Here is a 15,797-nt window from a genome sequence, read left to right as displayed (position 1 = left end):
GATCAGTTAACACAAAGTATAAAAACCATCAAAACAATAGTCGGGATGCTGATTGGAACATCAATTGTGCTTTTGTTCACAGTTCTATATCTCTATTTTTTCAAAAAAAACAGTTCTTCTCTACCTCTTTTGATCGTTACTGTAGTTTCTGCATTTATTGCTATAATTAATCTGAAACAAGCCAGGCTTATGCAGGCCGAGCTAGATTCTCGAAAAAACTCATAACCCATCGCATACTTGAATAATTCTAAAGCCTATAGTGTTACTGAAGCTACCAGAAAACTGGAAAATTATTGTGCCTATCAGGAACGTTGCCATAAAGATGTACTGGAAAAGTTAAGGACTATGCGGATGATTCCCGAAGCAATAGATCAAATCGTCTCCCACTTGATACAGGAAAATTATTTAAATGAGGAACGTTTTGCAAAAAGCTTTGCAAGAGGAAAATTCTCGATTAAAAAATGGGGCAAAAATCGTATCATAAACGAATTGAAACAACGACAAATCTCCAGATTCAACATAAAAACCGCCTTGGCTGAAATAAACGAAGAAACCTATCACAAAACCTTAAGTGAACTTGCAAACAAAAGACTTGCTCAAATCCATGAAACCAACCTTCAAAAAAGAAGGAAGAAGCTCGCGGATTATCTCCTCTATCGTGGTTGGGAAAGTAATTTGGTCTATGAAAAACTAAAGGAATTGATTTAAAGGCTTTACTTCTGAAGCAATAGGCTGTGCGTCCGTGAAATTGCTTTTTCATTTTTCCAATCAATCCACTTTTGTCCCTTTATTTTTCTCATTACCGTATCAAAGTGTCGCATAAAAAAGATATTGAAAACTGCCTTTCCAAAGTTTTTGGGTTTTCGAGCAATTGCTCTAAGGCTCATGGAAAATCCTGGCGCAAGATACTTCATATGGTGCCAATACCCCTCTGGTATATAGAGCAAATTACCATGTTCCAAATTGGCAACATATCCCTTTGCATATTGCAATGCGGGCCATTTATCCAAATCCGGATTTGCAAAATCAATATCCTCCCTAGTAATCAGCGAATGGGGAACCTTATATAGAAATTTGGTCTCTGATTGTGGAAAAAGAATGCATTGCTTCTCTCCTTCAAAATGAAAATGAAAAATATTAGCCAAATCTATATCGTAATGCATGAACGTATGTGAATCCCTTCCACCAAAAAACAACATGGGCAATCCTTTCATGAGTCTAAGTCCAAAATCAGGATATGTAAAGTCTTTTTGAAGTTCAGGCACTTCCTTTATGATATTCCAAAGAAAAATGCGATATTTTGTAGGGCCACTCTTTAGTAAATCTATGTAGTCCCGCATCTTCATTTTTGCATGGGGCTCATTAAAACCTTCATCATGTTTTACTGGTCTATCATCATAAAGAGGAACGGTTTTTTCTCCAGCCAATTCTCTCATATAATCAAGGTTCCATTTGGAATGAGCAGGCCAATCTTCTATAAAACGCTCAATAACAACTGGCTTTTGAGGTTTGAAGTATTTATGCAAAAACTCCTTCTTGGAAAGGGTTTGCTCTCGAGGTATTTGTTCAAGGTTAAGCTTCAAAATTTTAAGGATTTTGAAACAACTAAATTAATAAAAGCTTTTTAAACAGCTTTTAAAGCCCTATTTCTTGGAGACCAAATTAGACTTCTGCTTCGCCTCTTCATTGCGTTCAATTTTATGTGCTGGACGCGACCATTTTGGTTTTTCTCCCAAAGGTTCAAACTGGGAATCAGATGCTTCAACCGTTTTTGGTTGAGAAATTTTTGTAAATGGTTTTTGCGGATTCAACCCTAAAAGTTTGAACATTTCCATATCCTCATTTACATCCGGATTTGGGGTGGTCAATAATTTATCGCCTGCAAAAATAGAGTTGGCTCCTGCAAAGAAACACATAGCTTGTCCTTCCCTACTCATTTCAGTTCTTCCTGCTGATAATCTAACTTGAGTTTCGGGCATTACAATTCTGGTTGTGGCAACCATTCTGAGCATTTCCCAAATAGATATGGGCTCCATCTCCTCCATTGGTGTGCCTTCTACAGCAACCAATGCATTTATGGGCACGGATTCCGGTTGAGGATTTAGGGATGCCAAAGCAACCAACATTCCGGCACGATCTTCCAATTGTTCCCCCATTCCAATGATTCCGCCACTACAAACGGTAACATTACTTTTACGCACGTTGTCTATTGTTTCCAATCGATCTTCAAACGCACGAGTAGAAATTACATCTTTATAATAATCTTCTGAAGTATCCAAGTTATGGTTGTAGGCATACAATCCAGCTTCTGCCAAACGTTTTGCCTGATTCTCTGTCAACATTCCCAATGTACAACACACCTCCATATCCAATTTATTGATGGTACGCACCATCTCCAAAACTTGGTCAAACTCAGGCCCATCCTTTACATTTCTCCATGCAGCTCCCATACAAACTCGTGAACTACCAGATGCTTTTGCACGAAGTGCCTGTGCCTTTACATGTGGAACGGTCATTAAATCATTTCCTTCAATATCTGTATGATAACGGGCAGCTTGAGGGCAATACCCACAATCTTCAGGACAACCTCCCGTTTTTATGGAAAGTAGAGTAGAAACCTGAACCGTATTGGGGTCATGATTTTTGCGATGGATAGTTGCTGCATCATAAAGCAGCTCCATTAGTGGTTTGTTGTAAATGTCAAGGATTTCCTTTTTGGTCCAATTGTGTCTTGTTGTACTCATGTTTCTTGAATATCAAAATCAAAAATAGGTCTTATTCCCAAAATCTTGTAATTATATCCTATTAAAAACAAAAAAGGCCATGATATCCTTCATGGCCTTTTTTAATATCTGATAATTCTATTCTTCTTTTGTATCCTTATCCGGCTTTTTTGTATCTCCTTCTGCCGCATCGTTATCAGGAATTTCTTTTCCTTTTAAATATTCGGGCAGTTGCATTCCTGCCATATTAAACATTTCTTGCAAGGGAGGTACAGATTTGTACATTCCGGATATGAAATTGGCCGTAGAGTTTTTACCATCTTCAGTTTTTGCTCCGGAATCCCAAACGGTAACTTTATCAATCTTAATATTTTTAATCGCCTCGGCTTGTGTTTTAACTAGTTCCGGTAACTTATCGGCCACCAATAATAACACGGCATCTTTAGGACTATCCCCTGCAGCTTTCACAATCCTGTCAAGACCTTCGGCTTGTTTGGTCAATACTTCCAAGATCCCTTGCGCTTCTGCTTGTGCTTTAAAAAGAATGGCATCTGCCTCACCTTTGGCTTTTCTACGGATCATTTCAGCTTCCGCTTCGGCATCAATTTCTACTTTCTTTTTATCTATTTCCGCAGGTACAACAATATCGGCCATTTGTGAGCTACGTTCACGTTCTGCCCTAGCAATCTCTGCATCTTTTTCAGCGGCGTAAGATTCCTCCAATGCTTTGGCCGATTGCACTTTTTCAGCTGCAATAGCAGTTCTTTCTGCCTCGGCTTCTCGCTGTCTTCGTAAAGAATCGGAATTTGCAACATCAATTTTTGCAACATTTTCTCCTTCTACCGCTTTTGCATTGGCTGCAGCCACTTGGGTTCTTTCATCCTGCACAGCATTTGCCTCACCAATAGAACCATCCCTATTTTTCTCTGCAACAGACTTACGTGCTGCATTAATCGCATGAGCAGCAGCTTCTTTACCCAATGCTTCAATATAACCGGACTCGTCAACAATATCGGTGATGTTTACGTTGATAAGTTTTAAACCTACTTTCTTTAATTCTGACTCAACACTCTTTGATATATTGGTCAAAAACTTATCCCTATCAGAGTTAATTTCTTCAATGTCCATGGAAGCTACCACTAAGCGCAACTGACCAAAAATAATTTCCTTGGCCAGATCTTGCACTTCTTGCATTCCTAATCCCAATAACCTCTCTGCTGCATTTTGCATCACCCCAGGTTCGGTAGAAATACCGATTGTAAATCGAGAAGGTACATTTACCCTAATGTTCTGTCTACTCAGTGCATTGGCCAAATCCACTTCAATGGAAATCGGGGTTAAATCCAAAAATTCATAATCTTGAATAACAGGCCAAATAAAGGCCGCACCACCATGAATACATTTGGCTGAATTCCCCGAGCCAACTTTGCCATAAACGACGAGAATACGATCAGAGGGACATCTTTTGTACCTCCTGATAAAGGATATAATTATGATAAAGAAAAAGAGTATTGCAAAGCCAATGGCAAGCAAGGAGGCGCTCCCGCCCAATTGAAGTGGTAGTAGTAACATTTGGTTATTTATTTAAAAGTTCGACAATTAAAATTCCGTTGGCGGTAATTTCCTTAACGCGCACAACATTGCTTTGGATAAGATCATGCTTTTCATCCGTTAAGGCTTCTAGTTCACGTAAAGTGCCTTGAACGTTTATACTTACCTTTCCTATTTTGGACCGATTTGCTCCAATGGTCAAATACACTTCCCCTATTTCATTAAGGGCATTTTTTAATTTTAAGGTTCCGCTGCTTTGTAGTTTGGCCAAATAATAAAAGAGCGCCGCCATAGCGGTCATCATTAAAAGACCACAGAATACAGAAATGCCAACAGTGAGCCCTTTAGAAAGTCCTCCATCTAAACAGGCAATTCCGGACCATCCGAAAATGGTAAAAAATCCCATTAAATTTTTAAAGGACAAGAATTGAAATCCAATACCGCCATCGCCATCTACTTCGGCGTCAACATCACCTCCCATATCATCTGCATCACCTCCAACAATCGTTAAGATTATGAGTACTATAAATATTGCAGAAGAAATTAAAGCAACAAGCCAGTAAATTTTTTCAAAAAGGGTTAAAGCGGTGAACCATTGTTCCATTTAAATAGTTTTTTGTTGGTTAATGAAGATACTATTTTAGGATTGATTTATCCTACTTTGGAAAGTAAAATACTCACAGCATTTCCACCAAAACCTACGGCATTCACCATCACTCTATTTATGGTTTTCGGTATAGTGGTGTAGGTTAGGTAAGGGACTTTTATTAGTTGTTGATGCTGTAACATTAAAACTGCCATTTCAACACTCAACATCCCTGAGGTTCCAAAAGTATGACCTACTTTCCATTTATTGGTAGTCAAAAATGGTGTTTTGTTACAAAAAACTTTTTCAATGGCCTTATATTCTGATAAATCCCCCTTGATTGTTCCGGGTGCATGCATGACTATTGCATCTACTTCCTCTGGTTGTACATGCCCTAAAGCCATTTTCATGGATTCCTGAAAACATTGAGCATCCGTTGAAATTGAAATATTGTGTTCTAGAGGTTCCGTAGCGTACCCTATTCCTTCAATCAGAGCTAAAGCGCTACTTTTTTGTCCTTCTTCCAAACATGCCACTGCTGCCCCCTCCCCCAAAACCATGGAATTTTGTTTTTTGTTTAAGTCCAGCGCTTTGCAGGGGTATTCATCAGAATTTTTGGAATAAATTTTTAATGCCTTCATTTGCGCAATGGTAAAAGGGGTCAATGGAGCTTCGCTTCCTCCAACCAAAAATTTATCCGTCATCCCGCTTTGAATCCATGCAACCCCATTTAGCATTGCATGTAGCGCCGTGGAACAGGTAATGGAATGTGAAATTTCAGGTCCTTTTGATTTAAGATCATGGGCCACCCATGATGATACATTTCCCAAGGTTGTTGTTGGTGATGCAGGGGTCGATACCGAATCGTTTTGCAAAAACTCTTTATGATAGGCTTCAAACAAAGCTGTAGCCCCACGTGACGACCCAAGGTTGATTCCAAAATCAGATGCTGCTTCCCAACCGGCCATTTTGATAGCTTTTCTTGAAGCATAAATTGCATAAAGCACAGTGTTATCCAGGTTTTTGTATTTGTTGTCTGAATTCCTCAACGCTTTTATTTCTTCATGTAACGCATCAGCTAATGCACCCACCCAAACAGGAGCTTTACCTATCTTAGTTTCGCCAAGAAAGTGGGTTTCTTTTTGGTAAGACTTCCAGACTTCTTCAAATGAATTTCCCAGCGGGGAAATGGAAGAAATGGCTGTTATGGAAATAGGTTGTTTAAGCATTATATTTTAAAATGTTTCCAAGGCTAAACGAATTGAGTCATATACTTTTCGCAATTGCTCATCGGTAATTACATAGGGCGGCAGTACATAAATTGTATTTCCAAGAGGGCGAAGGTTTACTCCCTGATCCATGAAAAATTGATATAGTTTATCCCGTAATTTCCCATATCGATTCGTATCCAGATCCAAATCAATTGCCAAAATAACACCCATGCTTCTTGCCTCTCTTACTTTTGGATGGCTTTTTAGCGACGCTACAAATATTCTGTGTTCCTTTTCTATATAAGTTCTTCTTTCTAAAATTTCTTCTGAGTTCAAAAGCTCTAACCCAGCAATAGCTGCTGCACAACCCAAAGGATGGGCACTATATGTGTGTGCGTGAAAAAAACCTTTGGTTACATCTTCGCTTAAAAACGCATCAAAAACTTTTTGCGAGCAACTGGTAATGCTCAGAGGAAACATTCCTGCTGTCAGTGCCTTGCTCAAACATATGATGTCTGGTGTATTCTCTAAATAATCCGAAGCAAAATTTTTCCCAGTCTTACCAAACCCCGTCATAATCTCATCCGCAATACATAAAATCCCTGCTTTCTGACACTTCTTTATTAACTGATCTAGACCTTTTGCAGAATGAAACTTCATTCCAGCCGCTCCCTGAACCAAAGGTTCAAAAACAAATGCCGCACATGAATTGTTTTTATAAATGGCTTCCAACGATTCCAATACCTCATCAATGTTTTCTTCTTGAGGTACCGGTATGCGTTCCACTTTTAACAAAAAATCCTCAAAAGGCCCATTATAGGAGGAAAGCCCAGATGCACTCATAGCTCCAAACGTATCCCCGTGAAACCCATCTTCAAAAGCAATAAGCGTATCTCTCTTTTCACCTTGGTTATGATAATATTGCAATGCCATCTTTATGGCTGCCTCCACCGCAGTAGAACCATTATCATTAAAAAATATCTTTTTTTGATTATCAGGTAAAATTTCCATTAAGCGTTCGGAAAGTTCAACAGCTGGCTTGTGGGTAAAGCCACTGAACATAACAAAATCCAATTGTTGCATTTGTTTGATCAAAGCAGTAACTATTTGCTCGTTACAGTGACCGTACATTGCCGTATACCAAGAAGCTATCCCATCTATATAGGAATTGCCTTCCTCATCCCAAATCAAAGCTCCTTTTGCCTTTACAATACCTAAAGGCGGCGCTGAAGTTTTATGCTGGGTAAGCGGATGCCAAAGGTATTTTTTATCTCTATTAGCTAATTTTTCCAATACAACTGGATTAGTCAAACGCCTCAATTTATCTATCTTGCAAAGATGGGAATTAAAACCTAAAAAAATCAACCTTAAACGTGCTCAAAAAGCTTATTATTTCTCTTACTCCCAACTATAAGGACCTAAACTGGAAAATGGTTTTCTTGATTCTGTTCTTAGTGGCTTTTTTTGTTCGATTTCCTTTCTTTTTCAGGGATTATGTTGATAGAGATGAAAGTACATTTATTATCATGGCGCAGTCTTGGGTAGACGGTCATTTGCCTTACACCCAGCTTTGGGACCTAAAGCCCCCTATCACCTTTTTATTCTTTGCCACCATAATTTCAGTTTTTGGGAAAAGTTTTATTGCCATCCGATTATTCGGAACACTTTTGGTTGCTTTAACTGGCCTGTTTACCTATGGTATTGGAAGATGGACAACTACTAAAAAGGTTAGTTTTTGGTGTGCTATTTTTTGTGTTCTTTTTCAAAGCATGTTTGGAAGTCTGCAAGGAGTAATGTCTGAACATATATGTACATTATTTTTTGTTGTTGGTGTATACATTCTCCTTTCCAAGGAAAACATATTCTGGTATCTTACCACTGGATTCCTTTTTGGGCTTTCTGTAATGTCCAAACTAAACATGGCCTATCCGTTACTTGCCTTAGGTTTATATTTGCTTTGGGGAGTTTTAACCAAACAACATTTTTGGCACAACTTTAAGCGGTTAATTGCTTTGGGTATAGGGTTTATAGTTCTAGTCTTCCTAACTGCTCTTCCCTACTATCTGGAAGGCGAGATAACAACCTGGTGGCAATCTATTTTTAAGGCTCCATTGGCATATTCAAGTTCAAAATACCATTCTCCTTTAAAGACCCTCCCATTCTTTTTGATAACTATAGCTTTCTTTTATTTTTCATATAAAAAACAGCTGTTCAATTATAGATCTGTACCAATTCAAATACTATTGATTGTTTTTTCAGGAGTAATGGTTTCATTTATACAAGCTGGCAAAGTAAATGGACATTATCTCATTCAGTTGTTTCCCTTTATTCTGATTCCAATTGGAATAGCTGTAGGCAAACTTCCGCCGTTTAAGGAAAACTATAAGATCGTTATTATTTTCTTTTTTGTTTTACTTCCTATGGAAGCTTATTTGGAGTACGAAAACATTATTTCCAATAAAATAGAAAAAGGTTCTTTTTTTAATGGTGAAGGCATTGATGTTCCCAACTATATTATTGAAAACAATATGGAGACAAAGAACATTTTTTTTACAGAATACCATATTGGGTATTGGGTGTTGGGCGAAACTCCGCCTACGAAAGCTGCAACACACCCTAGCAGTATTGGTAGAGAGGAACTTTTCCCTTTTATGAACAATCCTAGAAAAACAAGAATAGAGGAACTACGCTATATTTTAGAGGTTTTACAACCAAAAACTATAGTAGCCCGAAAGGGAAGAAGTGCTTTTGATGGAAGAATGGTTGACCTAAACACCTATATGGACAATTATCTGGAACAATATTATACCTTGTCCAAAACCATTGACCGCGGGCTTATTTATCAGCGGTTAGAATGACTCAAGGACGGGGTTGAACTGTTTTGCATACTTTTTCATCACATCTTTATTAAATACTTCCTCTTCATTGATGCGCCCAAGAAAAGTTACGCCCGTTTTCTGCAAAATGATACTTTCTGTTGTTGGATGCTCATCCCCACTAAAAATAATTCCTATTTTAAATCCTTTTTCTTGAAGCTTTTCTATGGTCAAAAGTGAATGGTTAATGCTCCCCAAGTAATGTCGTGAAACAACAATGACCTTATACTCTGATTTTATCAAATCAAACACGGTATCGGTATCATTTAATGGTACCAACAACCCGCCAGCGCCCTCAATGACCAAGTGATTTTCTGTTTCAGGTTCTTTAATTTTATCAATCCCAATAGTTATTCCATCTATTTCTGCGGCAGCATGTGGGCTCATTGGGGTGTTCAATGCATAGCTGTTCTTGTGGATTTTAGTTTGCCCGTTGGAAATTAACTCCTCAACCTTATGACTATCGGAATGTCCCAAATCTCCTGCTTGTACTGGTTTCCAATAATCCGCTTTAAGGGCTTCAACTATTATCGCTGATGCAATAGTCTTCCCAACATCAGTGGATATACCTGTTATAAAAACTTTCATTATAATGGTTTGGTAATAAAGTTACATTGAGCACACTTGTATTTTTTAGGCTCAAAAAAAGGAAAGAGTTTGTAAAATATACTGTTTCTGGAATAATATATCTCAGATTTGGTTGCTTTACAATTGGGACAGACAACGGGATTCCCTTCGTTGTCTGTAGCATAGTTACGTATTGCATCATAAATAGCCTTTGCTCGTTCTTTATCGGTTGAATAAACTTGTAATTTCACTCCACCTATAGCGCCACTAATTAAAGGGTCTGAGTTAATCGTATTCTCGTCTTTTAAAAAAACAGGAATGCCCTCCGCTTCAAGTCTTCCTTTAATGATTTGAACATCTGCAGGGAATTCAAAAGAGCCAAGCGTATGAAATTCTTGCGCCATCATTTTATAAGATTTCTTGTTATTGACAAAACTCGCGATATTTCTTCTTTTGTGTTGTACGAATGCAAACAAAATCGCAATCGTTCTTGTCCAATTTTCACTGTAGGAGAGAGAATTGGTTTTACATCAAAGCCTTCAGCATGCAAATATTTTGAGACTTGCTTTACTTTTTCGTTTCCTGTTAATACCAAGCAATGGATTGCCGAGTCACTCTCAATGAACCCGGCATCCATATTCAAAAGTTGAACCTTTTCTTTAAAGTACTTGATATTTTCCTTTAGTCTTGAACTTTCTTCCTTACCATAAGACTCTAAATACCGATATGCAGACAAAACAGAAGCCACTGCATGTGGTGCAAGTGCTGTTGTATAAATTAAGCTTCGTGCAAAATTGACCAAATAGGTCTTTAAATCATTGTTGCCCAAAACAGCTGCTCCATGGTTTCCCAGAGCTTTCCCAAAAGTGATGATTCTGGCAAAAACGCTTTCTTCCAATCCCAATTGGCTGACCAAATCCTTTCCATTTCCATAGATTCCTGTTGCATGTGCTTCATCCACTATCAAATAACAATTCTTTTTAGTGCACAAATCAGTCAGCGCTTTTAAATCATGGGAATCCCCGTCCATGGAAAAAACAGATTCAGTAACAACGTAAATTTCTGAATCGTTCCTATTTTGACTACGTTCAATATGAACATTAAGGTTATCAATATTGTTATGTTTGAATTTATAACTCTTCGCATTGCTCATTTTAATTCCATCCCTAATACTGGCGTGTACCAATTCATCGTACAAAATGGTATCTCCACGTTGCGGAACTGAGGAAAAAAACCCAATATTGGCATCGTAGCCAGAATTGAATACCAGAGCTGATTGTGAATTGTGATGGGTTACTAAAAAATCTTCCAATTCCCTGTATAAAATATGATTTCCCGTAAGTAGTCTGGAGCCAGCTGCTCCATTTTTATGGAGCTTTCTTTCTTCCAAAAATTCTACAGCTGAATCATGAAATTGGGTTTTTTTTGAAAAGCCCAAATAGTCGTTTGATGAAAAATCAATCAAGCCTTTCGGTTCAGACAATACCCGAAGTGAATCATCTACCTTTCTCTTCTCTAATTTTTGTGCTAGTTTTTTAGGAAACCTGGACATGCTTCAAATGTACTATCTTTATTGAAATTTGATGTTTATGATAGCCTACAAACAAGCATCGACCCAAAAAGAACTTGAGCAAATTCTTGCACTCCAGCAACAGAATCTTCCAAAAAGTCTGTCAAATGCCGAAAAGGAGCAAGAAGGTTTTTTGACCGTAGAACATTCCTATGGAATTCTGGAAGAAATGAATGCCGCTTGCGGGCACATAATTGCTATTGAACATGAAAAAGTTATTGGGTATGCACTCTGCATGCATCCTAAGTTTTGTAATTCCATTGAAGTGCTAAAACCCATGTTCCAAGAAATCAATAAAGTGATAAAAAACAATTGCAATTATATGGTTATGGGTCAAATCTGTGTCTCAAAAGAATATAGGGGCAAAGGTGTATTCAGAGGGTTGTATAAAACCATGAAAGAAAAACTTCCAATGGGTTTTGACACTATAATAACTGAAGTCGATGCTAAAAATCAACGTTCTTTACATGCACATGAAGCTGTTGGTTTTCAGGAGTTAAAGCGTTACTTAATTGATAATAAGGAATGGTCTTTGATTGTACTAAAATAAATTATACCCATTATTATTTCGCTTGTTTGGGAATATTACATCCCATACCGTTCCAAGGAAATTTACCTGCTGGCAAAGCTTCATCAATGGAAATCAAAGGCAGAAAAATTTCAGCATCAGTTGCAACTCCGCTACCTTGTTGGTTAAGACCAAAGATGCTGCGCAGTTGATTAGCTCCGGTATTAGGCACTGTTACTGCCGCATCGACAGCTGCCCTACTTATTTCTTTACGATTTGCATAAATTTCTGCCCATCTTTCCGCAACAGGAATTTTAATAAGTAGTCCTTGGTTGCCGTCACTCATTGGATCTAAGTGCATAGCTTCATCCAAAATATCCGTTACCGCCATTTTATCGTTGATCTCCTTATAATCATATTTCCCATTACCAGTAAAAAGGTTATTGATAAGTTTTAGTTTGGCTCCTTTATTGTAGATACCACCCATATGTCCATAACCAAGCGCATTATTCTCTACTGTAGCTATTAGATTATTATCAAACGCCAATGCATCGCCACCGTAAGATGCTATCGCATCATGCTTCCAGGTAAATAAAGACGTATTGTTCTTAATAGTAAATACTGGGATTTTTGCAGCATCTGAACCTACATAGCCAGTTCTTGCATGAATCCCATAGCCTGTATTGTTTATACAGAAATTATTTTGGATAAGCCCCTTACCGCCTTGGAAAACACGAACAGAAATAGCACCTTCTGTAGGTGCCGTATTCATAACCACACAATTCAATACCGAAATATTTGTGTATGCGCTACCAACAATCACAATTCCACCAGACTCTGGAGATGGGTTTTGTTGCGATTTTGGGCTTGCTTTTCTCCGAATAGCTAAATTTTTATTCTGATGATACCTATTTCTAGGGCCATTGTCAATTATAATACCATCAACAACTATTTCACCGCCCTTGGACTTTTGACCATTACTTTCCCGCTGTTGATCGGTTCTAATATAGATTCTTGGGTCGGTGAGTTTCATATACTCATTAGTTCCAGTAAAAATAGATTTATGTGCATCCCATGGGTCTCTTACGGAAAAAGTAATGTCATAACCTCCGTAAATCTTTACCGGCACATTGATCTCATCAGCACCTCTGCCTCCTTTGCTTAAGTAAATGCCTTCGGCAATATGTATTCTATCGTTTGGTTTTAAATGATGAATGATGTTGCCCAAATCTTTGGCCGGCCTTTCCTTAGTTCCCATTTGCCCAGAGCCAGTATTCTTACTTATATACCAATCCCTCCCTTCGTTTTTAAAATTAGATGAGATGCTTTGTGAGAAGCCCGTATTCAACATGGTAATTACTGCTACAATTAATACGAATTGTTTTTTCATTTTTAAAATTTTATTCCCTGTATTTATATTATTTCCTAATGCAAAATACTATGCATCAGAGAAATAGTCATCAAAGAAATCCTTGACAAGGAAAAATCCATGAAATCATGTAAGAAGTTTACTTGTGTAATTCGTATTCAAGTGCAACACGCACAAGACCTGCAGTGTTTCTGGTCCCTGTCTTAATCAACATATTTCTGCGATGGGTTTCAACAGTCCCAAAACTGATAAAAAGCTTATCGGCAATTTCTTGTGTAGTATGTTCATTCAAAATAAGGTTTAACACCTCTTTTTCGCGTCTAGAGAGTTTTGGAAAAAGTCCATTTGAAGCATTTCCTTTTTTTTTGTCAGATAAGGTATTGATGATTACTTCATTTGAAACATCATCTAGGTACATTTTGCCTTTATACACTGTGCGGATGGCTTCAACAAGCTCATCTTTACCAGCATTTTTCAGCACATAACCCTTGGCTCCATTTCCTAACATCATTTTTATTAAGCTACTTTCCTTATGCATAGTAATGGCAATGATCTTGATATTGGGTATTAGTTTTACCAGACTTTTGCAGGCATCAATACCGTTCATACCTGGCATATTAATATCCAATAAAATAACATCTGGGGCAATTTCTTGCATTGTTTCTAAAGCTACCTCAGCATTTAATGCATGACCAACAACCGCTATTCCATCTTCATCTTTCAGAAGCAATTGAAAGCCTTCAATTACCATTTTATGATCATCTACAATACATACTCGAATCATACTTCTGGTATATTAACAGTTATTGTAGTCCCTTTTCCCAAACTTGAATCCCAATCAATTGTTCCATTTAAGAATTCTACTCTACTATTTATACTTTTTAAACCAACCCCACCGGATTTCATTGCTTTTTCGAATTCGAAACCATCACCATCATCTTCTACAATTAGACTCAATCCCCTATCATTACCAAGAATCTGTATGAGGATGTTTTTTGCGTTGGCATGTTTTCTTATGTTCGAAATAATTTCTTGTATTAATCGGAATAACATGGCTTGTCTTGTTTTAGCCATATCCTCTGGAAACTCTTGAATGTCCAAATCCACGTTGAACCCTTCGCCTATTAAGGTTTCTGCCCTATCTTCTAAAACTGCAGGGAGTCCAGATAATGTAAGTGCATGTGGAATCATATCATGGGAAATACGACGGACCTCCACACAAGCCTCATCAATCAATTCATTTGTCTTTTTGGCGAGATTTAGCTTTTCCAATTTTGTTACCTCATTTTGTATTGCAGAGAAATGTGCTTTGACCGTACTCAATAATCCTCCCAAACCATCGTGCAAATCTTTAGCAATTCGCATCCGTTCTGCTTCCTGTCCTTCAATCATACTACTTAGCGCCAGCAATTTATTTTGTTGTTGTAATTCTATTATTTCTTTATGTTGAATAGCCTCTGTCTGTTCTGCTATTTTTTTATTGGCCCTAATCCTACCTTGGAGCGAGAAGAAAATGGTTATGGCAAATAAAGCCAAACCTATGGCTCCAAATAAAAAGATGTTACGTTGGCGGGTTTGTTCATTTAGTTTTAGCTCGCTAATTTTTAATTCGCTGATTTTCTCATTAACGTCAAATTTTGCTTGCATTTCTTCCATGGCTTCAAGCCGACTCATTTGGTTTAAGGTGTCATTAATATCATAGGCTTTTTTAAGCATTTTATAAGCATCAGCATTTTCACCTAGCTCTTTTTTTATTGAACTCAATCCAATCAATAGTTTTACTTGATCAACTTTGCGACCAAAAGAGGTAGAAATTTCTAGTGCTTTCTCCAAATAGGCCTTCGCTAATTGAAAATCATTTTCAAGGACAGCTATTTCGCTTAGACTTGCCAAGGTGGAGGGTGAATACTGTTGGTCAATATTCTTTTGAAAATAGTTCCAAGCATCACTCAAAGCTTCTTTCGCTTTTGGAATATTGTTTTGATTCAAAAAAATTTGTCCTAAAGAGGTATTACAACTAGCAACATGGTCAGGCCTTCCTAATAGTTGGTATAGATTTTTACTTCTTTGTAAATATTGAGTAGATTTTTCCTTCCTATTCTCAATTTTATTGTAAACTAACCCTAAATTCGTAAGGGTTGCAGCCATCCCGAGACTGTCTTTAAGCTCTTGCTTTAATTTAAGGGATTTAAGATAAATTTCCTCGGCTCGTTTATGCTTGTCTTGAAAGCGGTAAATAATACCAATATTGTTGAGCAACTTTGCAAGATCCTTCTTACTCATTGCCTCTCGCAAATCATAAGCATATAGCTGATTTTCCAAAGATAAATCATAATCACCCATATAACGGTAACATAATCCAAGATTCATATAAAATCTTGCCTGCAGTTCTTGCTCATCCTGTTCCTTGGCCATTTTTAGACCTATATTGTAAAGTGGTATTGCCTTATCGGATTTACCCATAATGTCCAGTGCTATGGCCTTGAATAAGGTCATTTTTGCGATACCTCCGTCATACTCTAATTTTTTGGATAAGGCCAGGCCTTCATTCGCTATTTCTAGCATTTTGGATTGCCTGTTAAGTGAAAGTAGTTTTCTAGCAAGGTCTTCATATCGACCTATTTTTAAAGTATCGTCTGGAACACTTACAATTAAATGAGTGAGACTATCTACTTCCTGTTCCAAACTACTTTGCGCATATGTTTTACCAAAACCAACTAACAAGAAAATACACGCGACAATGAATCCTACCGTTGTGTCTTTACTCATTTCTAACTTGTTATGCGTTAATTTTATGATTGCTGAATAGGTAATTTAATGTTTTATTTTAGATTTA

General features: G+C 37.5%; 15 protein-coding genes. 3 read left to right on the top strand and 12 right to left on the bottom strand.

What is annotated here, in order from left to right; all coding sequences use genetic code 11:
• Positions 1-237 precede the first annotated feature (237 nt).
• Complete coding sequence (locus AAY42_RS14090; RefSeq protein ID WP_055396328.1) at positions 238-708, top strand: regulatory protein RecX; 471 nt, start codon at positions 238-240, stop codon at positions 706-708.
• A 5-nt stretch (positions 709-713) separates the two neighbouring features.
• On the opposite strand, the gene AAY42_RS14085 is transcribed toward AAY42_RS14090, so the two are convergent.
• The 6 genes from AAY42_RS14085 to bioA form a co-directional block, all read right to left on the bottom strand.
• Complete coding sequence (locus AAY42_RS14085) at positions 714-1,583, bottom strand: cupin-like domain-containing protein (protein ID WP_055396326.1); 870 nt, start codon at positions 1,581-1,583, stop codon at positions 714-716.
• 60 nt (positions 1,584-1,643) lie between these two features.
• The gene (bioB, locus tag AAY42_RS14080) at positions 1,644-2,744 is read right to left on the bottom strand and encodes a biotin synthase BioB (protein WP_055396324.1); all 1,101 of its coding nucleotides are present in this window, start codon (positions 2,742-2,744) and stop codon (positions 1,644-1,646) included.
• 117 nt (positions 2,745-2,861) lie between these two features.
• Complete coding sequence (locus tag AAY42_RS14075) at positions 2,862-4,295, bottom strand: flotillin family protein (RefSeq protein ID WP_055396322.1); 1,434 nt, start codon at positions 4,293-4,295, stop codon at positions 2,862-2,864.
• Between the two features lie 4 nt (positions 4,296-4,299).
• Positions 4,300-4,878: a hypothetical protein gene (locus AAY42_RS14070; protein ID WP_055396320.1), complete on the bottom strand. Its 579-nt coding sequence runs from the start codon at positions 4,876-4,878 to the stop codon at positions 4,300-4,302.
• 47 nt (positions 4,879-4,925) lie between these two features.
• Positions 4,926-6,089 carry a beta-ketoacyl synthase N-terminal-like domain-containing protein gene (locus tag AAY42_RS14065; RefSeq protein WP_055396318.1) on the bottom strand — a complete coding sequence of 388 codons (1,164 nt, stop codon included), beginning with the start codon at positions 6,087-6,089 and terminating at the stop codon, positions 4,926-4,928.
• A gap of 6 nt (positions 6,090-6,095) precedes the next feature.
• A complete protein-coding gene (gene bioA / locus AAY42_RS14060) occupies positions 6,096-7,364 on the bottom strand; it encodes an adenosylmethionine--8-amino-7-oxononanoate transaminase (RefSeq protein WP_055397948.1) in 1,269 nt (422 codons plus the stop codon).
• 80 nt (positions 7,365-7,444) lie between these two features.
• Here bioA and AAY42_RS14055 point away from each other — a divergent pair, with 80 nt between their 5' ends.
• Positions 7,445-8,929, top strand: a complete 1,485-nt coding sequence (locus AAY42_RS14055) for an ArnT family glycosyltransferase (protein ID WP_055396316.1) — start codon at positions 7,445-7,447, stop codon at positions 8,927-8,929.
• On the opposite strand, the gene bioD is transcribed toward AAY42_RS14055, so the two are convergent.
• From bioD to AAY42_RS14040, 3 genes are read right to left on the bottom strand one after another with little or no spacing between them, the layout of a single operon-like run.
• A complete protein-coding gene (bioD, locus tag AAY42_RS14050) occupies positions 8,921-9,535 on the bottom strand; it encodes a dethiobiotin synthase (protein ID WP_055396314.1) in 615 nt (204 codons plus the stop codon). The two genes, AAY42_RS14055 and bioD, sit on opposite strands and share 9 nt — an antisense overlap.
• A complete protein-coding gene (locus AAY42_RS14045) occupies positions 9,535-9,921 on the bottom strand; it encodes a putative signal transducing protein (protein ID WP_245625623.1) in 387 nt (128 codons plus the stop codon). Before AAY42_RS14045 ends, bioD begins: the two co-directional genes overlap by 1 nt.
• Positions 9,918-11,066, bottom strand: a complete 1,149-nt coding sequence (locus tag AAY42_RS14040; RefSeq protein ID WP_055396312.1) for an aminotransferase class I/II-fold pyridoxal phosphate-dependent enzyme — start codon at positions 11,064-11,066, stop codon at positions 9,918-9,920. Before AAY42_RS14040 ends, AAY42_RS14045 begins: the two co-directional genes overlap by 4 nt.
• Positions 11,067-11,103: 37 nt before the next feature.
• Here AAY42_RS14040 and AAY42_RS14035 point away from each other — a divergent pair, with 37 nt between their 5' ends.
• Positions 11,104-11,634 (top strand): GNAT family N-acetyltransferase, encoded by a 531-nt coding sequence (locus AAY42_RS14035; protein WP_055396309.1) that lies wholly within the window; start codon positions 11,104-11,106, stop codon positions 11,632-11,634.
• Between the two features lie 13 nt (positions 11,635-11,647).
• Here AAY42_RS14035 and AAY42_RS14030 read toward each other — a convergent pair whose 3' ends face one another.
• The 3 genes from AAY42_RS14030 to AAY42_RS14020 all read right to left on the bottom strand — a co-directional run bounded on the left by AAY42_RS14030 (position 11,648) and on the right by AAY42_RS14020 (position 15,730).
• Positions 11,648-12,982: a hypothetical protein gene (locus AAY42_RS14030; protein WP_055396307.1), complete on the bottom strand. Its 1,335-nt coding sequence runs from the start codon at positions 12,980-12,982 to the stop codon at positions 11,648-11,650.
• A gap of 118 nt (positions 12,983-13,100) precedes the next feature.
• Positions 13,101-13,745 (bottom strand): response regulator transcription factor, encoded by a 645-nt coding sequence (locus AAY42_RS14025; protein WP_055396306.1) that lies wholly within the window; start codon positions 13,743-13,745, stop codon positions 13,101-13,103.
• Entirely contained in the window at positions 13,742-15,730 is a 1,989-nt protein-coding gene (locus tag AAY42_RS14020) for a tetratricopeptide repeat-containing sensor histidine kinase (RefSeq protein ID WP_082433451.1), read from the bottom strand. Before AAY42_RS14020 ends, AAY42_RS14025 begins: the two co-directional genes overlap by 4 nt.
• Between the last annotated feature and the right edge of the window lie 67 nt (positions 15,731-15,797).

Origin of the sequence: Flagellimonas eckloniae (assembly GCF_001413955.1) — a bacterium.
Classification (GTDB): Bacteria; Bacteroidota; Bacteroidia; order Flavobacteriales; family Flavobacteriaceae; genus Flagellimonas; species Flagellimonas eckloniae.
This window is presented reverse-complemented; position numbering and strand designations above follow the sequence as displayed.